The following is a 22,869-nucleotide window of genomic DNA, read 5'->3' as shown; positions in this document are numbered from 1 at the left end:
TCCGGGTCAGCTCCCCGCCTTCAGCAGCGCCGCCACGATCGGCCCGGCCGTCTCGCCGCCGTGCCCGCCCTGCTGGACGACGCCCGCTGCCGCCAGATCACCCCGGTAGGCGGTGAACCAGCCGTTCGGCTTCTTCTGCCCGTCGACCTCGGCCGACCCGGTCTTCGCACCGACATCGCCGCTGACACCGGACATCGCCTCCGCGGCTGTGCCGTACGCGGCCGTGTACGACATCAGCTCACGAATCTGCGATGCCGTACCCGCCGGCATCGCGCGCGAGGCCTTGGCGAGCTTGCGCCCGTCCACGTCGGGGGAGACCAGGTACGGCTGGTGGAAGGTCCCGGTCTTGACCGTCGCCGACACCGACGCCATGTTCAGCGGGTTCATCCGGACCCCGCCCTGCCCGATCAGCGAGGCCCCCATCTGGGCCGCCGACTGCACCGGCACGGCTCCGTCGAAGGACGGCACCCCGATCGCCCAGTTGTTCATCCCCAGGCCGAAGACCTGCTGGGCCTCCTTGGTCAGGTCGTCGTCCTTGAGCTTCGGCGCCTGGCTGATGAAGGCCGTGTTGCAGGAGCGGGCGAAGCTCGCCTTGAACGTGCCGTTCTTGATCTCGAACTTGTCGTCGTTCTGGAACTTCCAGTGCCCGTACGTGAAGTACTTCGGGCACGGGTGCTTCTTGTCCGCCGAGGCGAGGCCCTTGTCCAGCAGCAGCGAGGCGGTGATGACCTTCATCGTGGAGCCGGGCGCGAGGGAGCCCTGAAAGGCGGTGTTGAAGCCGGGCGAGGCGTTGGCGGCGGCCAGGATCTCGCCGGTCGAGGCCCGCATGACGGCCACCGACGACTTGGCCTTCTTCGCGACCTGCTTCTCGGCCGCCGCCTGCAGGGCGGGGTCCAGCGTGGTCTTCACCGTGCCGGGCGTGCCCTTGCTCAGCTCCAGCAGCGTCTTGTCGGAGAGGTCGTCCGACTTGGCGGACTTCCCGCGCACGACCCGCAGCTCGATGCCGGCCTTGCCGCCCGCCTCCTTGCCGTACTTCTCGCGCAGGCCGTCCAGGACCGGGCCGAGGGAGGCGTACTTCTGCTTGGTCAGCTCGCCGCCGTCCCGGTCGAGCGCCTTCACCGGGGGCGTGCCCGCCTCACCGGTGACCAGCTTGTCGCCGTCCTTCAGATCCGGGTGGACGACCGCCGAGTGCCAGTCCACCAGCGGCTTTCCGTCGCTGGTGCGGCGGACGACGGTCAGCGCGCTCTCGTACGCCAGCGGCTTCTCGGTGTCCTTGTACGCCACGGTGCCCTTGACGGAGAACGGCACCTTGTCGCCGGTGCGCTTGCCCGGGGTGAGGGTGACGTCCTTGATCCGGGCGTCCTTGGTGTAGCCCGTGAGCAGGGCCGTCGCCGCGGCCGCTTCGTCGGTGGCCGCGGCGGCCCGCGGAACCTTCCCGGACTGCCAGGCGGTGAGGAAGGCACGGGCGGTGGTGGTGACCTCGGCCGCCGACAGCGGCCCGGTCTTCACCTCGGGCTTCTCGTCCGATGATGCCCGGGTCCCGTCGTCGGCGGCCGCGCCACCGCCGAACAGCGCGTAGGCGCCGAACCCGGCACCACCGACGACCACGGCGATCACCCCGCCGATCACGGCGGGTCTCGTCTTCCGTCGCTCGGCGACGCGCCTTCTGTTGCCCACTGCTGTCCGTTCCTCCGCGAATCCCCAGGGTCCCCGTTGCCCTCAGCTGTCCCAACGACGCCCACCACCCTAGGGTCCCGTCCTACCCGGGTGAGATCAGCCACCCGTTCGTAGCACGGCTGCGACAATCGGACCGGCCGCGTCGCCGCCGTGCCCGCCCTCCTCGGTCATGGCCGCCGCCGCGATGTCGCCCCGGAATCCGGTGAACCAGCTGTTGGACTTGGCGTTGCCGTCGACCTCGGCGGAACCGGTCTTGGCGCCGATGTCGCCGCCCAGTCCCCGCATGGCCTCCTCGGCGGTGCCCTGGGTGGCGGTGAGCCGCATCATCTGCTTCAGCTGGGCGGCGGTGCTCGCCCGCAGTCCCTCGGCACGCGCCAGCTCCCTGCCGTCCAGCTCCGGCGACACGAGGTAGGGCTGGCGGAAGCCGCCGGTGATCGCGGTCGCGGTCACCGATGCCATGTTCAGCGGGCTCATCTGGACCTGGCCCTGCCCGATCGCGCCGGCCGCCCGGTCCGGTCCGCCGACCGCGGGGACACTGCCGTCGAAGGAGACGATGCCGGTCTTCCAGTTGTCCTGCCCGAGCCCGAAGCGCTCCTCGGCCTCCTGCGTCAGCGAGGCGTCGGTCAGCGGCTTCTCGTCGATGAGCTTGATGAAGGCGGTGTTGCAGGACCGCATGAAGCTGTTGGCGAGCGTGGCGTCCTCGTTCGGCTTCATGCCGGTGAGGTTCTTGAAGGTCTGGCTCTGCCACACCGCGGTGTCCGGGCAGGGCGCCGCGCTGTTCATCGAGGTCACGCCGTTGTCGATGAGCATGGCGGCGGTGACGATCTTCATGGTGGAGCCGGGGGCCGACTGCGCCTCGAAGGCCGCGTTGAAGCCGTCCGTGCGGTTGTTGGCGACCGCCAGGACCTCGCCGGTGCTGGGCTTGACGGCCACCACCGACGACTGGGCGAACCGCTCGACCGCCTTCTCGGCCGCCGCCTGCGCGCCCGGGCTGATCGTGGTGGTCAGCTTGCCCGGCTTGCCCTTGGCGAGGGTCAGCAGCGGGGTGTCGGCGACGCCCTCGCCGGCGTGCCGGATCACCAGCTCGATACCGGGGGTACCGCCGGCCTCCTTGCCGTACTTGGCGCGCAGGGCGTCCAGGACCGGGCCGAGGGAGGGGTACTTCTCCTTCGTCAGCTCGGTGCCGTCACGGCCGACGGCCTCGATGGGCGGATTGGCCGACTTCTCCGTGACGAGCGTGTCGTCCTTCTTCAGCCCGGGGTGGACGACGGCGGGCTGCCAGTCGACCAGCGCCCGCCCGGTGGTGACCCCACGCACGACCTTCAGCTCGCTCTTGTAGCCGAGCGGCTCGGACTTCCCGTCGTAGGCCACCTTCGCCTTCACCGTGTACGGCACGGTGGTGCCGCTCGCCGTGCCGGGCGTGATCTTCACGTCGGTGATGTGCGCGTCGTCCCCGAAGGCGGTGAGCAGCCGCTCGGCGGCCGCGTCGTTGTTCGTGTACGACGCCGCGGCCGCGGCCTCGCCCTTCTCCCAGGCCGCGAAGAACTTGGCGGTGGTCGCCTCGACCTCGTCCTTGCCGGGCGGCCCCGACTTCTTCTCGGCGGACACCCCGCTCGTGCCCCCGTCGCCGCTCAGCGCGCTCACGATGTTGAAGGCGCCGTACCCGGCCCCACCCACCATCACCGCGAACACGCCGCCTATGACAGCGACCTTGACCCCCTTGGCCATCAGGCCGTCCTCTCCCCGTTGAGCCTCCACGCGTTCCTTTGAACGCGTTCAGAAAGCTCGATCCCGGGAGCACTCTAGGGGAAGCGGTTACCACAGGGACGGGTGTTTTCGATTCTTGACCGAAACGTAGGTCAGACCCAGGTATCCAGCCACATCCTGGCCCGCCAGTCGTCGATGGGGATGGCGGTGCCCGTGTACAGGGGCCAGAAGTAGATGAAGTTCCAGGCGATCAGCAGGACCAGGACGCCCGCGCCCGTGGCGCCCGCGACGCGGCGGGCGTCCGAGGAGCGGGGCGGGCCGATGATCGCGCCGAGGAGCATCGCCACCGCCAGGCACAGGAACGGCAGGAAGACGACGGCGTAGAAGAAGAAGATCGTGCGCTCCTGGTACATGAACCAGGGCAGATAGCCGGCCGCGATGCCGCAGGCGATGGCGCCCGCGCGCCAGTCACGCCGGAACAGCCAGCGCCACAGGACGTAGAGGACCGCGAGGCAGCCGACCCACCACAGCAGCGGTGTGCCGAGGGCGAGCACCTCGCTGGCGCACTTGCCGCCCGCGTCGGACGGGCAGCCGCCCTTGCCGGGCGCCGGGGACTCGTAGAAGTACGACACCGGCCGGCCGAGGACGAGCCAGCTCCACGGGTTGGACTGGTACGTGTGCGGCGAGGACAGGCCGACGTGGAACTCGTACACCTGGTGCTCGTAGTGCCACAGGCTGCGCAGCCAGTCGGGCAGGAACGTCCAGCTGCCGCCCTTGCCGGCCGTCGCGGCCCAGTTGCGGTAGTAGCCGCCGGAGCCGTCGGTGGCGGAGAGGATCCAGCCCGTCCAGGCCAGGACGTAGGTGACGACGGCGACCGGGACCGTGGCGAGGAACGCGAGGCCCGTGTCGCGCTTGAGGACCGCCGCGTACGGGTGCCGGGCGCCGGCCACCCGGCGCGAGGCGACGTCCCACAGGACCGCCATCAGGCAGAACGCGGCCAGGATGTAGAGGCCGTTCCACTTCGTGCCGATGGCCAGACCCAGCATCAGACCCGCCGCCCAGCGCCAGGGACGCCACCCCAGCCGGGCCGTCTCGGCCGTGTGCCGGTCGGGCCGGACCCGGCCGTCGGTGTCCACCGGGAGCGCGGCGGCGAGTCTCGCGCGGGCCTTGTCGCGGTCGACCAGCAGACAGCCGAACGCGGCCAGCACGAAGAACATCAGCACACCGTCGAGCAGCGCCGTGCGGCTCATCACGAAGTGCAGGCCGTCCACCGCCATCAGCGCGCCCGCCAGACAGCCCAGGAAGGTGGAGCGGAACAGCCGGCGGCCGATCCGGCACAGCATCAGCACGGACAGCGTGCCGAGCAGCGCCGTCATGAAGCGCCAGCCGAAGGGGTCGAAGCCGAACAGCAGCTCGCCGATCCCGATGACGTACTTGCCGACCGGCGGGTGCACCACGTACGCCGCGTCCGCCGGGATCGTGACGTGCCCGCCCGACAGGATCAGATCGTTGGCGTTCTTGTCCCAGTTGACCTCAAACCCGCGGTGGACCAGACCCCACGCGTCCTTGGCGTAGTACGTCTCGTCGAATATCACCGCCTTGGGATGGCCCAGGTTCCAGAACCGCAGCACGCCCGCCAGCAGCGTGACGAGCAGCGGCCCGATCCAGGCCGACCAGCGCACCAGCCGCACCGCCAGGGTGTGCGGGACGCCGAGCGTCGCCCACAGACGCGGGCTCGGCTCGGTGTACGGCGGCACCAGGCGGTCCCGGACGTCGTTGGCGTCGCTTCTGGGCTGCCCCTGGTAGCCGAAGCGGCGCAGCCGCTGCTGCCAGGACGGCCGCTGCTCGTGGGGCGCCTGGCCCTGCCGGGTGTCCGTGGAGGACGCGGTACTGGTCACCGCGCCATCGTAGGGAACCGTTCTGTGTGAGTCCCGTGCATGGCCGGTATGCGTCCGCATCCTCCGCCCCTGGGAGGATGGTGAGGTGACTGGAATCCTCGTACTCGCAGGTACCCCCATCGGCGACGTCGCGGACGCTCCGCCCCGGCTCGCCGACGAACTGGCCGGAGCCGATGTCGTCGCCGCCGAGGACACCCGGCGGCTGCGGCGGCTCACGCAGGCGCTCGGCGTCACGCCCAAGGGGCGGGTGGTGTCGTACTTCGAGGGCAACGAGGCCGCGCGGACGCCCGAGCTGGTCGAGGAGCTGGCGGGCGGGGCGCGAGTGCTGCTGGTCACGGACGCGGGGATGCCGTCGGTGTCGGACCCCGGCTACCGGCTGGTCGCCGCCGCCGTCGAGCAGGACATACGGGTCACCGCCGTGCCCGGGCCGTCCGCCGTGCTCACCGCGCTCGCGCTGTCGGGGCTGCCCGTCGACCGGTTCTGCTTCGAGGGGTTCCTGCCGCGCAAGGCGGGGGAGCGGCTGGGGCGGCTGCGGGAGGTGGCCGGGGAGCGGCGCACCCTCGTCTACTTCGAGGCTCCGCACCGGCTCGACGACACGCTGGTGGCGATGGCCGAGGTGTTCGGCGAGGAGCGGCGGGCCGCGGTGTGCCGGGAGCTGACCAAGACGTACGAGGAGGTTCGGCGGGGCGGGCTGGGGGAGCTTGCCGTGTGGGCCGCGGACGGGGTGCGCGGGGAGATCACCGTGGTGGTCGAGGGGGCGCCGGAGAAGGGGCCTGAGGAGATCGGGCCCGAGGAGCTGGTGCGGAGGGTCCGGGTGCGGGAGGAGGCGGGGGAGCGGCGCAAGGAGGCGATCGCCGCGGTCGCGGTGGAGGCCGGGGTGCCGAAGAGGGTTGTCTTTGATGCGGTGGTTGCTGCGAAGCATTCCGGATGAGGGTGGGGTAAACACCCTCTGAGCAGGGCGCATGTCGGATGAGCGTGCGCCCCATGGGTGGGCAAAGCAGGAGGGGCGCTGGGGCAAGGAACGCCCAAATCGGCGCCAATAGTCGACAGGTCTGCTGCCTTCGGTCCGGCGGAGGAGTCCACTGGGTTGCGGGGACGGAATCGTCCTCACGCCACAGCGGAACAGGAGCTGGCATGAGTGAGATCGCAGGGCAGACCGGGCTCCGCGCCGGTGCGACCGCCGTCGTCAACGAGTCGTACTCCTTCGCCTGCATGCGCTGCGGGCACGGCTGGGAGCAGTCGTACGAGATAGAGCACCACACGGACGCCACCGGGCACGAGTTCGTCCTCTACGTGGCGGACGGCAAGGTCGTGCCCTCACCCCTGTCCAAGCCCACGTGCCAGAACTGCGACGGGCACGTCGTACGGATCATGCGGCCCGGGCGTGTCGAGTCGGCGCGCAACGCCGCGCGCAGGCCCCACCGCGTGCCGCCGCCCGCCGGGCCTGTGGAGGCACCGGAGGCTTCGGAGGCGGATGCCGAGGTCGGTGGAGCGGACGGGCGGGTGGAGCCCGAGCACCACCACTGGCATCTGTCCGATCTGCTCCACCCCTTCCAGCGCAAGGCGAGCTGACCCGTCCGGCTCCCCTTGTCCGGCGCCCTCCCCGGTCCTCCCCCATCGGGGAGGGCGTACCCCTTTCGTAGGATCGGGGCATGCCTTCGAACGACTCCGGCAAGCACGCCGCGCCCCCGCTCCCGGAACCCCTCCGGGTGCCGGTCGCCGACTCCCACACTCATCTGGACATGCAGTCCGGCACGGTCGAGGAGGCCCTGGCGAAGGCGGCCTCGGTCGGAGTGACGACCCTCGTGCAGGTCGGCTGCGACCTCAAGGGGTCGCGGTGGGCCGCCGAGACGGCGGCCGCGTACGACGCCGTCCACGCGACGGTCGCCCTGCATCCGAACGAGGCCCCGCGCATCGTGCACGGCGACCCCGACGGTTGGTCGAGGCAGGGCGCGCGCGAGCCGGGCGGGCAGGCCGCACTGGACGAGGCGCTCGCCGAGATCGACCGGCTGGCCGCGCTGGAGCAGGTCAGGGGCGTAGGTGAGACGGGCCTCGACTACTTCCGCACCGGTCCCGAGGGCAAGGACGCGCAGGAGAGGTCCTTCCGCGCTCACATCGAGATCGCCAAGCGGCACGGCAAGGCCCTGGTCATCCACGACCGCGAGGCCCACGCCGACGTCCTGCGCGTCCTGAAGGAGGAGGGTGCCCCCGAGCGGACCGTCTTCCACTGCTACTCCGGCGACGCCGAGATGGCTCAGATCTGCGCCGGCGCGGGCTACTTCATGTCCTTCGCCGGGAACGTCACCTTCAAGAACGCCCAGAACCTGAGGGACGCGGTGGCGGTGGCCCCGCCGGAGCTGCTGCTGGTGGAGACGGACGCGCCCTTCCTCACACCGGCGCCCTACCGCGGGCGGCCCAACGCCCCGTACCTCGTGCCGATCACGGTGCGGGCCATGGCCGAGGTGCGCGGCGTCGACGAGGACACGCTGGCCACGGCACTCGCGGCGAACACGGCTCGCGCCTTCGGATACTGACCCACACCGCCGACCTCTCCGTACGACTGTGCGTAGTCGCGTCGCTTTGGAGAGTGACGACTGCTCCGCTAGGTTCTGGGGGCCCGATCCGGACCCCTCTGGACCCCCTCCGGCCCCTGGAGCGTGTCGGCGTGAGCAACTCGCAGTACGAGACGTACGGCCCGGCCTGTACGGGACCTGTGCACGGCGGTTTCGGCGGTGTCCACGAGGACACCTACCGGCCCGCCTACGAGGTGCCGCCGCCCCTGCCCGGGCTGCCCCGGCAGGGCGCCCCGGAGACCGGATTCGAGGCCGAGGCCGAGTCCGAGTCCGAGTCCGAGTTCGGACCGGCACCGGTACCGGCGTCCGTCGTACGGCCCACGCGCGCGGAGGTGCGCGCCGCTGCGCGCACCGGCTCGCATCGCAGGTCCGCGCGCCGACGCAAGGCGCGGAACGCCGAGCGCCCGGACAGCTCCATGCGGCGGCTGCTCCCGCAGGCCCTGGTCGTCGCCTTCCTGGCGGGCGGCACCACGGCGTTCGTCGCCAAGGACAAGGCGATCGAGCTGAACGTCGACGGCAAGGCCCGCACGCTGCACACCTTCGCCGACGACGTCACCGAGCTGCTGTCGGAGGAGGGCATCGAGGTCGGCGCCCACGACGTGGTGGCGCCCGGGCCCGGCGCACAGATCGCCAGCGGCGACGAGGTCGCCGTGCACTACGCCCGTCCCGTGCGGCTCACCCTCGACGGGCACCGGCGCGAGGTGTGGACGACGGCCCACACGGTGGCGGGGGCGCTCAGGGAGCTGGGGGTGCGGCAGGAGGGCGCGTACCTGTCGACCTCGCGCTCCCGGCAGATCGGCCGCGAGGGGCTCGCGCTGGACGTGCGGACCGAGCGCACGGTCACGATCATGGCGGACGGCCGGGCCCGCACCGTCCGCACCAACGCGGCGACCGTGCGGGAGGCCGTGGACGAGGCCGGGATCACCCTGCGCGGCCAGGACACCACGTCCGTCCCGCAGGGGAGCTTCCCGCGCGACGGGCAGACCGTCACGGTGCTGCGGATCACCGGCGGCAAGGAGGTCCGCGAGGAGCCGATCCCCTTCCAGGTGCGCCGGAGCGAGGACCCGACCCTGTTCCAGGGCACGGAGGTCGTGGAGCGCGCCGGCGAGGCGGGCCTGCGCCGGGTCACGTACTCCCTGCGCACCGTCAACGGCGTCAAGCAGAAGCCGCGCCGGATCAGGGCCGAGGTGGTGCGCGAGCCGCGCACCCAGGAGGTGAAGGTCGGCACGAAACCCCGGCCGACGTCCGTGCAGGGCGCCGACCACCTGAACTGGCAGGGCCTCGCGGCCTGCGAGTCCGGCGGCCGCCCCGACGCGGTCGACTCCTCGGGCACCTACGGCGGCCTCTACCAGTTCGACACCCACACCTGGCAGTCCCTCGGCGGCAGCGGCCGCCCCCAGGACGCCCCGGCGGCGGAACAGACGTACCGCGCGAAGAAGCTGTATGTGCGACGGGGCGCGAGCCCGTGGCCGCACTGCGGGGGGCGGCTGCACGGGTAGAGACGGCCGCCCGGCGTGGCCGCGTTCGAAGCCCCCGTACCCTTGTCCCCGTGACCAGCCCCGCCCCCGACGCCCTCCTCGGCCCCGCCGACGTCCGCGAACTCGCGACCGCCCTCGGCGTACGCCCCACCAAGCAACGCGGCCAGAACTTCGTGATCGACGCGAACACCGTCCGCCGCATCGTCCGCACCGCACAGGTCGACCCCGAGGACGTGGTCGTCGAGGTGGGCCCGGGGCTCGGGTCCCTCACCCTCGCGCTGCTGGAGGCCGCCGACCACGTCACGGCCGTCGAGATCGACGACGTCCTCGCCGCCGCGCTGCCCGCGACCATCACGGCCCGCATGCCGGAGCGCGCCGACCGGTTCGCCCTCGTCCACTCCGACGCGATGCACGTCACGGAGCTGCCGGGCCCGGCCCCGACCACGCTGGTCGCCAACCTTCCCTACAACGTGGCCGTCCCGGTCCTGCTGCACATGCTCGCCACCTTCCCGACCATCGAACGCACCCTCGTCATGGTCCAGTCGGAGGTCGCCGACCGCCTCGCCGCCGACCCCGGCTCGAAGGTGTACGGCGTCCCCTCCGTCAAGGCCAACTGGTACGCCGAGGTCAAGCGGGCCGGTGCCATCGGGCGGAACGTCTTCTGGCCCGCGCCCAACGTCGACAGTGGTCTGGTCTCCCTCGTCCGCCGGACCGAGCCGATCAAGACGACGGCCTCCAAGAAGGAGGTGTTCGCCGTCGTCGACGCGGCCTTCGCCCAGCGCCGCAAGACGCTGCGGGCCGCGCTCGCCGGCTGGGCCGGTTCCGCGGCCGCAGCCGAGGCGGCCCTCGTCGCCGCCGGGGTCTCCCCGCAGGCCCGGGGCGAGTCACTGACCGTGGAAGAGTTCGCGCGTATCGCCGAGCACAAGGCGAACCAGCACCAGGAGAAGGAGCCCGTGTGAGCGTCACGGTCCGCGTCCCCGCCAAGGTCAACGTCCAGCTGGCGGTGGGCACCGCCCGCCCCGACGGCTTCCACCCCCTGGCCAACGTCTTCCTCGCCGTCAGCCTCTACGACGAGGTCACCGTGACCCCGGCCGACGAACTCCGCGTCACCTGCGAGGGCCCGGACGCGGACCTGGTCCCCCTGGACCGTACGAACCTGGCCGCACGGGCGGCCGAAGCCCTCGCGGCCCGGTACGGCCGCAGCCCCGACGTCCACGTCCACATCGCCAAGGACATCCCCGTCGCCGGCGGCATGGCGGGCGGCAGCGCGGACGGCGCCGCCGCCCTGGTGGCCTGCGACGCGCTGTGGGAGACCGGCGCCTCCCGTGACGAACTGCTCGACATCTGCGCCGAGCTGGGCAGCGACGTGCCGTTCAGCCTGGTCGGCGGGGCGGCCCTCGGCATCGGGCGGGGTGAGCAGCTGACGTCCCTGGAGACCGGCGGCGCCTTCCACTGGGTGTTCGCCATGGCCGAGCGGGGCCTGTCCACCCCGGCCGTGTTCCGCGAGTTCGACCGGCTCGGCGAGGGCACGGACATCCCCGAGCCCGTCGCCTCCCAGGAACTCCTCGCGGCCCTCGCCAAGGGCGACCCGGACGCGCTCGCCGCCGCCGTCTCCAACGACCTCCAGCCCGCCGCCCTGTCCCTCTACCCGGACCTCGCCGGCACCCTCGCCACCGGCCGCGCCGCGGGCGCCCTCGCCGCCCTGGTCTCCGGCTCCGGCCCGACCACGGCGTTCCTCGTCCGCGACCCGGAGTCGGCGGCCGCGGTGGCGCAGGCACTGCTGTCCTCCGGCACCTGCCGGACCGTGCGGACGGCCTCGGGGCCGACGCCCGGGGCGACGGTGGCCGGGCTTTAGCCGCCGGGCGGGATCGGACCCGTCGACCCGGACGGCCCCCGGTACGACGACTGGGTGCTCGGAGCGACACGGCGGTACGACTGGCGCCGCCAGGAGGCCACAGAGCCCTCCTAAACACCCCGGCCGCAGCACCCCGCCACCCGACTACCCTGGAGGGTCGATCGTCCCCCTGTCAGGAGAGTAATGGCCGTCAACCTGGTCAATGTCGAGAACGTCAGCAAGGTGTACGGCACCCGTGCCCTGCTCGACGGTGTCTCCCTCGGCGTCTCCGAAGGGGACCGCATCGGCGTCGTCGGCCGCAACGGCGACGGCAAGACCACCCTGATCCGGATGCTCGCCAAGCAGGAGGAGGCCGACACCGGGCGCGTCACGCACTCCGGCGGACTGCGCAGCGGCGTGCTCACGCAGCACGACTCCCTCGACCCCGAGGCGACCGTCCGCCACGAGGTCATCGGGGACATGGCCGACCACGAGTGGGCGGGCGACGCCAAGGTCAGGGACGTGCTGACCGGCCTGTTCGGCGGGCTCGACCTGCCAGGGTTCCCGGCGGGCCTGGACACCGTCATCGGGCCGCTGTCCGGCGGTGAGCGGCGCCGTATCGCCCTCGCGAAGCTGCTCATCGAGGAGCAGGACCTGCTCGTCCTCGACGAGCCCACCAACCACCTCGACGTCGAAGGCATCTCCTGGCTGGCCCGGCACCTACGGGTCCGCCGCTCCGCCCTCGTCTGCGTCACCCACGACCGCTGGTTCCTCGACCAGGTCTGCACCCGCATGTGGGACGTCCAGCGCGGCGCCGTCTACGAGTACGAGGGCGGCTACTCCGACTACGTCTTCGCCCGGGCCGAGCGCGAGCGCATCGCCGCCACCGAGGAGGTCAAGCGGCAGAACCTCGTCCGCAAGGAGCTGGCCTGGCTGCGGCGCGGGGCGCCCGCCCGTACGTCCAAGCCGCGCTTCCGGGTCGAGGCCGCCAACGAGCTCATCAAGGACGTACCGCCGCCCCGGGACAGCAGCGAGCTGATGAAGTTCGCGTCCACCCGGCTGGGCAAGACCGTGTTCGACCTGGAGGACATCACCGTCCAGGCGGGCCCCAAGGTCCTCCTCAAGCACGTCACCTGGCAGCTCGGCCCCGGCGACCGGATCGGTCTCGTCGGTGTCAACGGCGCCGGGAAGACCTCCCTGCTGCGGGCCATGGCCGAGGCGTCCCGGACGGGCGGGGAGACACAGCCCGTGGGCGGGCAGGTCAAGGTCGGCAAGACCGTCAAGCTCGCCTACCTGTCCCAGGAGGTCGCCGAACTCGAGCCGAGCACGCGGGTGCTGGAGGCCGTGCAGCAGGTGCGCGAGCGGGTCGACCTCGGCAAGGGGCGCGAGATGACCGCCGGGCAGCTGTGCGAGACGTTCGGCTTCACCAAGGAGAAGCAGTGGACGCCGGTCGGCGACCTGTCCGGCGGTGAGCGCCGCAGGCTCCAGCTGCTGCGCCTGCTCATGGACGAGCCCAACGTCCTCTTCCTCGACGAGCCCACCAACGACCTCGACATCGAGACGCTCACGCAGCTCGAGGACGTGCTCGACGGCTGGCCCGGCTCGATGATCGTCATCTCCCACGACCGGTTCTTCATCGAGCGCACCACCGACCGGGTGTTCGCCCTGCTCGGCGACGGCGCACTGCGGATGCTGCCGCGCGGCATCGAAGAGTACCTGGAACGGCGGCAGCGCATGGAGGAGGCCGCGGCCTCCTCGGCACCCGCCGCGCAGCAGCAGACCGCCGCCCCGGAGAAGAGCGCCGCCGACCAGCGCGCCGCCAAGAAGGAACTCCAGAAGATCGAGCGGCAGCTCGACAAGGTCTCCGAGAAGGAGGCCAAGCTGCACACCCGAATCGCCGAAAACGCCACGAACTTCGCGAAGGTTGCGGAACTGGACGCCGAGTTGCGCGAGTTGGCGGGTCAGCGCGAGGAACTGGAGCTGCGCTGGCTGGAACTCGCCGAGGACGCGTGAAGGGTGCGTGAAGGCGCATAACGGCGGCATCACGGGCCGGTCCTCCCTTGGGAACAGGGGATGATCGGCCCGGTGCGCTGTCGGAACCTGGTGATAGAAAGAGTCGTCTTAGAACTTTATGAAACGACTCTGAGCCCATCATGTACCTCAGGGCGTGGCTAAAAATCAGTGATCGAACGGGGGAGCCGCTGATGACTCAGCCGCCCAGTCAGCCACCGCACGGTGGCTTCGGAGCACCGCAGAACCAGCCGCCGCAGGGCGGTGGCTTCGGGGCACCGCAGACCCCGCCACCACCTCAGGGCCCGCCGCAGACGCCGCCGCCCCCGCAGGGCCCGCCGTCGACGCCGCCTCCGCAGGGCCCGCCTCCGCAGCCGGGGTACGGCTATCCGCAGCAGCCCGGTCAGCCCGGGCCCTACGGGCATCCCGGCCCGTACAACTCCGGCCCCTACGGCCAGCCGCAGCAGCCGGGACCGTACGGCCAGCCCGGCTACGGCTACCCGCCCCAGCCGCAGTACCCCGGTGCGCCCGGCACCCCACCCGGGGGCGGCTCGGGCAGCCCCTTCAAGGGCAAGCCCGCCCTGATCATCGGCGCCGCGGTCGCCGCGCTGCTGGTGGTCGGCGGCACGGTGTGGGCGGTGACCGGCGGCGACGACGGCAAGGGCAAGAAGAAGCCTGTCGCCCAGCAGAGCAACGACAAGTCCGGCGCCTCCGCCCCGGTCAACCCCGGTGACGGCAACGGCGACGGCGGCGATGACCCGGAGAACCTCAACGAGGGCCGCCAGGCCGGCGAGGCCAAGGTCCTCTGGTACAAGGAGGCGCCCGACGCGCCCCGTTCCGGCGCCGACGCCGCCGGCATGTGGATCACCGACAAGTCCGCGGTGAAGGCGGCGTACAAGCAGCTCTTCGCCTACGGCGTCGGCGACGGCAAGCCGGCCTGGGACACGATCACCTTCCCCAGAAGATCTGCGCGACCACTCCGGAGAAGACGGCCGAAGACAAGATCGTCGTCGCCTACATGAGCGGCAGCAGTGACCGCGCCAAGTGCAACCAGCTCCAGGAGATCGACCTCGACACGGGCGAGAAGGGCTGGAAGGAAGAGGTCGCCGACGGCGCCCTGTTCGACTCCACGCTCTCCGTCGAACTGTCCGTCACCGGCAACACGCTGATGGTGGGCCGCTCCCAGTCGGGCACGGCGTACGACGTCACCAACGGCGACAAGCTCTTCGACAAGAAGCGCTACGGCGCGGCATGCTTCCCCGCCGCGTTCGCGGGCGGCGAGAAGCTGATCTCCGTCTCCTCCTGCGGCGCCGGCGGCGACAACGAGCACGACGAGGTGCAGCAGCTCAACCCGCGCACCGGCAGGGTCGAGTTCACCCAGAAGTTCGACAAGGGCTGGCGGGTCGCGCGCGTCTACTCCGTGAGCCCGCTGGTCGTCTACAGCACCAACGAGGAAAAGAAGTCCTGGAACATCTCCACCTTCACCTCCGGCGGCAAGTTCCGCTCGCAGGTCGGCTTCGACGAGGACTTCGCCCCCGAGTGCGGCTGGGCCATCCTCGAGCGTGACCTCCAGGGCTGCCACGGCGTCGCCGTCGACGACTCCACGCTCTACCTGCCGACCGAGGCGACCACCGGCGCCAACGAGATCGTCGCGGTCAACCTCGCCGACGGCAAGGAGAAGTGGCGCGTCAAGTCCCCGGTCGACGAGTCGATGCTGCCGATGAAGGTCGAGGGCGGCAAGCTCATCGCCTACGTCGAGCCCTCGTACGACGCGGGCGGCCAGATCGTGTCCATCCCGACCGGCGGCAGCGCCCACAAGCCGGTCAAGCTGCTGCAGAACCCGCAGGGCGCGGCGGACATCGAGAACGGTTTCTTCTCCAAGGACATCGACTGGGCCGGCGGGCGCTTCTACATCTCGACCACCCGGCTGAGCGGAAACGACGAGACGAAGGAGAAGTTGATGCTCGCCTACGGCAAGTGACTCTTCTCCCCTCTTCCGTCCCCTCCTCGTCGCCTTCCCTCCCCTCCCCGAGGTGCTCACGTCATGACCCAGCCGCCGCCCCCGCCGCCCCAACAGCCGCCATCCGGTGGAGGCTTCGGGCCGCCCCAGGACCAGCCGCCGCAGCCGGGGTACGGCTACCCGCAGGCTCCCCAGACGCCGCCGCAGCCGCCGGGGGCCGCTCCGCAGGGGCCGCCGCCGCCCGGTTACGGCTATCCCGGGCAGCAGCCGGGGGCGTACGGGCAGCCGGGGCAGCCGCCCTACGGGCAGCCGGGGCAGCCGGGGCAGCCTGGATACGGCCAGCCCGGTTACGGCTATCCGCAGGGGACCATGCCGCTCCAGCCGCAGCCCGGACACCCGGGACACCCGGGACAGGCGGGATACCCGGGACAGCCCGGCGGCGGCAAGAAGTTCAACGCGCAGCTGGCGATCATCGTCGCCGCGGTCGTGGCGATCGCCCTGATCATCGGCGGCGGCGTCTGGTACTCCTCATCCAAGGACGACGGCAAGAAGGACGACACCGCCAGCTCCGGCGGCAGCACCGGCGGCACGGACGACGACAACGGCGGCACCACCTCCGGCAAGGAGAAGGCGCCGTCCGACCCCGGCGCCAAGGTCCTCTTCCAGGTCCCGGCGCCCGAGGTGAAGAAGGACAGCACGGTCGTCGTCTCCGGCTCGTGGCTCACCGACAAGACGTACGCCAAGAGCGGCATCGCCAAGATCGTCGGCTACGACCGCGACACGGGCGGCAAGCAGTGGACGATCCCGCTGGACGGGCCCGTCTGCCAGGCCAGCCGCCATGTCACCGACGACAACAAGACGGCGATCCTCTACCAGCCCGCGATGCCGACCAAGGCCGACCCCTCGCACGGGTGCAGCCAGGTCGCCGTGATCGATCTCGACGCGGGCAAGGAGCTGTGGACCAAGACCGTCAAGACCGGTGACCAGCTGATCAGTTTCGACAACGTCACGATCAGCGGCAAGACCGTCGCCGTCGGCAGCAGCAGCGGTGGCGCCGCCTTCGACGTCTCCGGCAAGCCGCTGTGGAGCCCGAAGCCGAGCGACTCCTGCTACGACGCCGGGTACGGCGGCGGCGAGAAGCTGGTCGCCGTGCGCAAGTGCGGCTCGTACGAGCAGCGGCAGCTGCACATCCAGACCATCGACCCGAAGTCGGGGAAGGTGATCTCGGAGTACAAGATGGCCGAGGGCATCGAGTACGCCAGCGTCGTGTCGACCAGTCCGCTCGTGGTGGCGGCCGACGTCGGCGATTCCGCGGGCGACGGCAGCGGCATCTCGGACTTCTTCTCCATCGACAACAAGACCGGCAAGCTGCGGACGCGCATCTCGGCGCCGGGCGAGCAGTTCGCGGCGCGCTGCGAGGGCATCACCCGCATCGAGTACTGCAACCAGCTGGCCGTCGGCAACGACCGGCTGTACATCCCGACCGAGGAGCACGACGGCAAGGGCGAGTACAGCCAGACCAACGAGATCGTCGCCTTCGACCTCGCCACCGGCAAGCAGACCGGGCAGCGGGCCGACGCGGGCGACGGTTACACGATTTCGCCGCTGCGCATGGACGGCGGCAACCTGATCGCGTACAAGCGGCCGCCGTACGACAAGGGTGGGCAGATCGTGAGCATCGACGGGGGCAGCTTCAAGCAGACGAAGCTGCTGGAGAACCCCGCGTCGGAGCAGGTGCGTGACGTGGAGAGCAGCATGTCGCCGGACTACTCGGAGTTCCTGTACTCCGAGGGGCACCTGTACATGTCCAAGGTGTACGCGAGCAAGCGGTCCTCGTCGGGTGACAAGGAGTATCTGGCGGTCGGGTTCGGTACGGGCTGATCGTCCGATGATCATCTGGTGATCGACTGAGGTTGCCTTCGGTCCCGTCCCTGTTCAGGGGCGGGACCGTTCGCGTTTGGCTCAGTCAACCTCGAATGAGAGGAATTTCGGCGATCCGGGGCGATTCTCGCGGGTAGGGGAGCGCAACGTCGAACAAGCGTGTAGCTTCCGGGGGCATGAAGGCGGGGGAACCGGGGGGCTCCCAATGGGGGGACTGGGGTGACTGGGGGGTTGCTCGATGGGAGTGCGGCTCATGGTGGTCGACGACCACCGATTGCTGGCCGAGGCGCTGGCCTCCGCGCTGAAGCTGCGGGGGCACCGGGTGCTGGCCGCGGCGGCGCCGGCCGCGGGGGCGGCGGAGCTGGTGATCACACGGGCGCCGGAGGTGTGCCTGCTGGGGACGGCCACACCGGCGGAGCCGGGGATCTTCGACCCGGTGGTACGGATCAAGCGGGAGCGCCCGCAGGTGGCGGTGCTGGTCCTGGGCCCGGTACCCAGTCCACGCGGCATCGCGGCCGCCTTCGCGGCGGGGGCGGCCGGGTACGTCCGGCATGACGAGCGCATAGAGGGTGTCGAGCGGGCGATCATGAAGGCCCGGGCCGGGGAGGCGGCGGTGGCGCCGCAACTGCTGCAGGGCGCGTTCAGCGAACTGCTGAACCCGGCGGCCCAACCGGACGACGAGGGCCAGCGGTTGCTCCAGATGCTCACACCCCGGGAGGTGGAGGTCCTGCTCCGCGTAGCCGACGGCGAGGACACCCGCCTCATCGCGGCGGGCATGGGCATCGCACCGTCCACCGCCCGGACGCACGTCCAGCGGGTGCTGATGAAACTGGGAGTGGGTTCACGCCTGGAGGCGGCGGCACTGGCGGCGCGGACGGGATTGCTGGACCGGGCGGGGCCCGTGGCGCGGGCAGTGACGCCGGACCAGGGTGCGGGGCCGGGGGTCTAGGCGCATCACCTGAACGGTGCCGACCCGGCCGGTGAAGTCCCATGGCTTCATTCGCGCCATGCTGCTCCCGCGCGAAGAAACCCTCTGGTCTATTCGAACGCCAGTGCCTAAAGTGATCGTCGCGCCCGGCGGTGCCGACCACTCCGCCCAGCGCGCGTCAATCGGCGGCCGGGGGGACACCGTCGCCAAGGAGAGGGCTCCACCGTCATGCCGCGAAGCCGACTCTTCACGCATCTCCTCCGCCCCTTCTGAAGGGCACCCCCGGACGCCTTCCTTTGTGATGAGGGGGATGCTTCCGTGCGCCCAAGACCAGGGCCCTTCCTGCCCAGAACTCGTTTCGTGCTCAGATCCGGTGGCAGACGCCGGTTACTGACCTCGGTCGCCACGTCCGCGGCGACCCTGGCCGTAGTGGCCGGCCTGGCCGTCCAGCCCGACGTGCTGGATCGGCTCGGCGGCGCGCAGGCGGCCGCCTCGGCGAGCGATCCGGACCACTGGTCCGATGACACGGCCGCTGAGCAACTGCGCCAGGACCAGTGCCTGATGGCGGATGTCCTGCGTCTTGGCGGGCCGTCCATGGCCACGACCGCGCAGGACGGGCTCAACCAGCCGCCGGACAAGCTGCACGCCCTGGCGAATCGGGACTACTGGGAGCAGACGCCGCTGGCTGGTGCGTACCAGCGGGACAGGGACGCGGCCTGGAAGGAGCTCGATACCGCCTACGCCCTTCGGGACGAGTGGTCGAAGCCCCTCGATGGCCTGGAGACTCCCGGTGGGTTTTCCGTCACCGGCTTCCACTGGCCGCCTGGCGGGCCAGGTGATGAGGAGAAGGACTTCCACAGCCAGACCGGTCTCACTCAGTGGATCGCCGACAGGTTCTGGAAGGGTGAGAGCGACTCTACGAGGATCCGACTCCTCAGGCCGACGCGAAGACGCTCAAGGTCATGACCGATCTGGGCACCCCGCTCTACGGCGAGAAGCCCGATGACCCTGACCTTCCTAATCCGGAGTGGCAGCGGCGGTACGAGGAAGAGCGGGCGTTCGAGGGTCTGTTCGACGTCTTCGACGGCAAAGGCGCCGATGACGCCCGCCTGTTCCTGGCCTCCGGTGGTTTTCCCCGCACCGCGCCGGAGCCCGGTACAGCGGAACACCGGATCGCGGTCGAGGACCTGAAGACCAGGTACGCGTCATGCGCCTGGCGGGATCCGATCGACCCGAACAAGGTCCTGGGCGGCATGGCCGACACGGCCGCTTCGGAGTGGCAGCGGGAAATCACCTCGCAGGCCGTCCAGCGCAACCAGATCCTGAAGTCCGGCAAGGACGCCACCAACGCCCTCGCCGGTGGTGCGAAGGCGCTGGGGAACCTGCTGGGGCACTCGTGGGTCGCCGACCGGCTGGTCCGTTGGCAGGACTACTGGGCTCCCGGCGGGGTGGGCTGGATCGGCGACTCCTCGGCGGTCATCCAGGTCGAGGCGGCCAAGGGCAAGTGCCTGGACGCCGAGGGCGGCAAAACAGCCTCCGGCACCCCGGTGCAGATCTACACCTGCAACAACTCCTCGGGGCAGCAGTGGCAGCTCCGCAGCCCTTCCCCTGACAGCTACTACCTCGTCAATTTCAAGTCCGGCAAGTGCCTGGACGTCGAGAACAGCAACCCTGCCAGCGGCACGAAGATCCAGCTCTGGACGTGCAACGGCAGCGAGGCGCAGGAGTGGAAGTTCGATGTCCGCGCCGTCAGTGAGCTGCGCAACGTTGCGACGGACAAGTGCCTGGACCTGAACAAGTTCGACAACAGCCAGGATGCCTGGCTGTGGGGGTGCAACGGCACCAACCCGCAGAAGTTCCGGCTCGTTCCCAAGGGCCACAGTGGCGAGGACACCCTGGCCTATCCGGACAAGGCGCAGTTCGAGCAGGCCAAGAAGAACATCGCGACGGCGCAGACGCAGGCGAAGAAGCAGCTCGACGTTCTCAAGGCTCAGTCGGCCGCGGCGCAGAAGCACGCCACCGCCACAGACGCCACGCAGAAGGCCGCGTATGCCATCGCCGACGAGGCTGGTGCCCCGCGCGGCCGCGGTCTGCTGGTCGGTCAGCAGAAGGCCCAGGTCACCAAGGGCGCGGCAGCAGCTCTTGAGGCGATGGTGAAGGCCGGCACTACCGCAGAGGCCGCCACCCGCGCCTCCGCCGGCGACAGTGCGACCATCACACAACGCGCCCTGGCCCAGGCGGCTCAGTCGAAGGCGGAGTTCCGCAGGGCTGCCGCTGCGATGGCCGAGTCCCAGGCGAAGGCCGCGGCCGATGCGGCGAAGGTGCACCGTGACAACGCCAAGAAGGACAAGGAGACCGCGGAGGCCAAGCTCGCCGAGGCCCTGAAGGCCGAGGGCGAGGCCAAGGCGGCCGCCGCCAAGGCCCACGCCGAGCGCCTGGCTGCCGAGGCCGAGGAGAAGACGGCCGAGGCGGAGAAGAAGACGGCCGCGGCCAAGCAGGCCGAGGCCGCCCAGCACAGGAAGAACGCGGATGCCGAGGCGACGAAGGCCCAGGACGCCAAGGACAAGGCTGAAGCGGCCGAGGGCACGGCGGTCGAGAAGAAGGACGACGCGGTCAAGGCCCGCGACAACGCCAAGGCCAAGCGGGACGACGCGTGGGACGCGGAGCAGAAGGCCGACGCCGCACGCGCCAAGGCCGACGCGAAGGGCGCCTACGCCGATTCCCTGGAGTCCGGCGAAGCAGCCGACGCCGCCCGCACGGCCGCCAACGCGGCGGACAAGCACGCGGATGACGCCGAGGCAGCCGCAACGAGGGCCCGTTCCGCGGCGGACGCCGCGACGAAGGCAGCAGCGGACGCCGACGCGGCAGCCACGCGCGCGGAGGCGGCGGCCAAACGCTCCCGCGCCCACGCGGACGGCGCACAGGCCGCGAAGCTGAAGTCCGACGCCGCGGTGAAGACCGCGACCAGCGCTGCAGCCGACGCCATTGACGCCTCTGAACACGCCTCCTCCGAGGCGAAGGCGGCGGTCGCGCTGGCCGACGAGGCGGAGAAGGATGCCAAGACGGCCAAGTCCCACGCGGACGAGGCAAACAAGGAGGCCGCCAAGGCCCTGGTTGCCTCCGCGAAGGCAGCGGGCTACGCCCACGTCACCGCACAGGCGGCCGTGGACGCCGGCAACGCCGCCGCCCAGGTCGCCAAGCCCGCCAACGACGCGATCCAGCTCGGCTCGCCGTACGTCACCACCGACTCGGCCGCCGGTCTGGTCGTCCTCACCGGCCAGGCGTCCAAGACGATCGCCGAACAGCAGAAGTCCGTCGCCGACGCCCACGCCAAGAACGCGGCGGCAGAAGCATCAGCCGCCAAGAACCTGGCCGACCAGGCGAAGGGCGACGCCAAGGCCGCCTACCAGCACGCTGCCAACGCCGCCGGACACGCCTCGAACGCGCGCACCTACGCCAAGGAAGCCCTTGGCTACGCCGCCGACGCAGCCAAAGCCGCATCCAAGGCAACCGCGTCCCTGGCCCGCACCGTCGACTACAACCGCCAGGCCACCGAGGACGCCGAAGCCGCCGACAAGGCGGCCGGCCGCGCCGAAACCCACGCCGAGGACGCCCGCGACTCGGCCGACCAGGCAGCACTCGACGCCGAAGCCGCCCGCACGGCCGCCGCGGCGGCCGAAGAGGCAGCCAGGGACGCCCGGGCAGCGGCCAACCGCGCCGACGCCGCTGCGACGGAAGCAGAGAAAGCGGCCAAGGACGCGGAGAAGTACGCAGAGGAGGCTCAGGAGGCAGCCGAGCGCGCCGAGGAGGCGGGCAAGGCGCAGCAGATCACCTCGGGCACCACGGTCGACGACATCGGAGTCGCGATCGGCAGTGTCTTCTACATCGTCGACCGCATCCAACCCATCGGTGATCCCGAGGTGGTGAAGCAGGAGAACTGCAACGTCATCGTGCACGTCGGCGACTGCGTGATCACCGCGAAGATCAAGTTCAGTGCGGTCGTCGACCTGTACTTGTGCACTGCGAAAGACCTGGATCTGTCGCACTACAAGTGCCCTGCCCAGGCCACGGTGTACCTGGACACGAAGACTCTGCCGGCTCAGTCGACCACGGTCACCCACACCATCTCGATGGCCGAGTTCAACTCCGGCATCGACCCGGTGAAGATCCTGCTGGGCGACTTCATCGAATGCGGCCAGAAGATCACTCCTGGTGGCGCGAGCGGTAGCTGGTCAGGTTGCGCGTGGGCGGCAGGCTGGTTCGTCGGAGGTAAGGCCCTCAAGGTCACCGCCGATGCGGTGAAGGCTCTGGACGCCTCCCTCAAGACGGGTGTCGGCTTCGCCGATGCCTGGAGGGGCCTGCGCTCTCTCGGTCTGACCGACGACGTGATCGCCGGCATCGGGACCAAGGTGCTCAGGGAACTGGGCGAGACGTGCAAGAAGACGTCCCGCACCACGTTCGCGGCACGGTCGGCGAGCGCCGCCGATGGCTGCTGGATCGAACTCGGTGGTCCGGGGTCATGGACCCCCGAAACGGAATCGATGAAGGCCGTCGACGCCGCCTATCAGCGGGCGGTCACAGGCGGAGTTCCGGAAGGCTTCGTCTACAAGGTCCCCGACCCGTCCACGCCGAGTGGGTTCGTCAAGTTCGACGGCTACCTGAACGGCACCCTCATCGACGCCAAGAACCTGCACTACGCGGACAGCTTCATCGACGCGAGTACGGGCAAGCTCCGCTTCCCCACGAAGGAAACCGGGACGATGAAGAAGCAGGTGGCGGCGGCGAAGGGCGTGCCCGTCGTGTGGTATATGAACAACGAGAAGACCGCGATCGCCCTCCGGCACTGGGCTGACGACAACGGCATCGAAGGCATCAAGTTCGTGTTCAGGCCCGTTCCCGTAACAGGCTGAGGAAACCAGAGTC

12 protein-coding genes and 2 pseudogenes are annotated in these 22,869 nt (G+C 70.6%); 11 read left to right on the top strand and 3 right to left on the bottom strand.

Annotated features, from left to right (window positions below; translation table 11 throughout):
- Positions 1–6: 6 nt before the first annotated feature.
- The 3 genes from ACQEV8_RS17985 to ACQEV8_RS17975 all read right to left on the bottom strand — a co-directional run bounded on the left by ACQEV8_RS17985 (position 7) and on the right by ACQEV8_RS17975 (position 5,282).
- A complete protein-coding gene (locus ACQEV8_RS17985) occupies positions 7–1,677 on the bottom strand; it encodes a penicillin-binding transpeptidase domain-containing protein (protein ID WP_432961330.1) in 1,671 nt (556 codons plus the stop codon).
- A gap of 96 nt (positions 1,678–1,773) precedes the next feature.
- Entirely contained in the window at positions 1,774–3,405 is a 1,632-nt protein-coding gene (locus ACQEV8_RS17980; RefSeq protein ID WP_432972773.1) for a penicillin-binding transpeptidase domain-containing protein, read from the bottom strand.
- 131 nt (positions 3,406–3,536) lie between these two features.
- Positions 3,537–5,282, bottom strand: a complete 1,746-nt coding sequence (locus ACQEV8_RS17975; protein WP_432961327.1) for a dolichyl-phosphate-mannose--protein mannosyltransferase — start codon at positions 5,280–5,282, stop codon at positions 3,537–3,539.
- An 85-nt stretch (positions 5,283–5,367) separates the two neighbouring features.
- On the opposite strand from ACQEV8_RS17975, the gene rsmI reads away from it, so the two are divergent.
- The 11 genes and pseudogenes from rsmI to ACQEV8_RS17920 all read left to right on the top strand — a co-directional run bounded on the left by rsmI (position 5,368) and on the right by ACQEV8_RS17920 (position 22,856).
- Positions 5,368–6,213 (top strand): 16S rRNA (cytidine(1402)-2'-O)-methyltransferase, encoded by an 846-nt coding sequence (rsmI, locus tag ACQEV8_RS17970; protein ID WP_432961325.1) that lies wholly within the window; start codon positions 5,368–5,370, stop codon positions 6,211–6,213.
- 203 nt (positions 6,214–6,416) lie between these two features.
- Positions 6,417–6,854 (top strand): hypothetical protein, encoded by a 438-nt coding sequence (locus tag ACQEV8_RS17965; protein ID WP_432961323.1) that lies wholly within the window; start codon positions 6,417–6,419, stop codon positions 6,852–6,854.
- An 80-nt stretch (positions 6,855–6,934) separates the two neighbouring features.
- Positions 6,935–7,816: a TatD family hydrolase gene (locus tag ACQEV8_RS17960; protein ID WP_432961320.1), complete on the top strand. Its 882-nt coding sequence runs from the start codon at positions 6,935–6,937 to the stop codon at positions 7,814–7,816.
- A gap of 131 nt (positions 7,817–7,947) precedes the next feature.
- Positions 7,948–9,354, top strand: coding sequence for a ubiquitin-like domain-containing protein (locus tag ACQEV8_RS17955; protein WP_432961317.1), 1,407 nt, complete (start codon positions 7,948–7,950; stop codon positions 9,352–9,354).
- Between the two features lie 50 nt (positions 9,355–9,404).
- The gene (gene rsmA, locus ACQEV8_RS17950; RefSeq protein ID WP_432961315.1) at positions 9,405–10,292 is read left to right on the top strand and encodes a 16S rRNA (adenine(1518)-N(6)/adenine(1519)-N(6))-dimethyltransferase RsmA; all 888 of its coding nucleotides are present in this window, start codon (positions 9,405–9,407) and stop codon (positions 10,290–10,292) included.
- On the top strand, positions 10,289–11,188 hold the full coding sequence (locus ACQEV8_RS17945; protein WP_432961313.1) for a 4-(cytidine 5'-diphospho)-2-C-methyl-D-erythritol kinase: 900 nt from the start codon (positions 10,289–10,291) through the stop codon (positions 11,186–11,188). Before rsmA ends, ACQEV8_RS17945 begins: the two co-directional genes overlap by 4 nt.
- Positions 11,189–11,371: 183 nt before the next feature.
- On the top strand, positions 11,372–13,180 hold the full coding sequence (locus ACQEV8_RS17940; protein ID WP_432961311.1) for an ABC-F family ATP-binding cassette domain-containing protein: 1,809 nt from the start codon (positions 11,372–11,374) through the stop codon (positions 13,178–13,180).
- A 191-nt stretch (positions 13,181–13,371) separates the two neighbouring features.
- Positions 13,372–15,158, top strand: a pseudogene (locus tag ACQEV8_RS17935) (PQQ-binding-like beta-propeller repeat protein).
- Between the two features lie 63 nt (positions 15,159–15,221).
- The gene (locus tag ACQEV8_RS17930; protein ID WP_432961309.1) at positions 15,222–17,018 is read left to right on the top strand and encodes a PQQ-binding-like beta-propeller repeat protein; all 1,797 of its coding nucleotides are present in this window, start codon (positions 15,222–15,224) and stop codon (positions 17,016–17,018) included.
- Between the two features lie 238 nt (positions 17,019–17,256).
- On the top strand, positions 17,257–17,967 hold the full coding sequence (locus ACQEV8_RS17925) for a helix-turn-helix transcriptional regulator (RefSeq protein ID WP_432961307.1): 711 nt from the start codon (positions 17,257–17,259) through the stop codon (positions 17,965–17,967).
- A 297-nt stretch (positions 17,968–18,264) separates the two neighbouring features.
- A pseudogene (locus ACQEV8_RS17920) lies at positions 18,265–22,856 on the top strand (RICIN domain-containing protein).
- Positions 22,857–22,869: the final 13 nt, after the last annotated feature.

Origin of the sequence: Streptomyces sp. CA-179760 (assembly GCF_050937045.1) — a bacterium.
In the GTDB taxonomy this organism is placed as follows: domain Bacteria; phylum Actinomycetota; class Actinomycetes; order Streptomycetales; family Streptomycetaceae; genus Streptomyces.
Note: the sequence above shows the minus strand (reverse complement) of the source record. Positions and strands in the feature narration are given on the sequence as shown.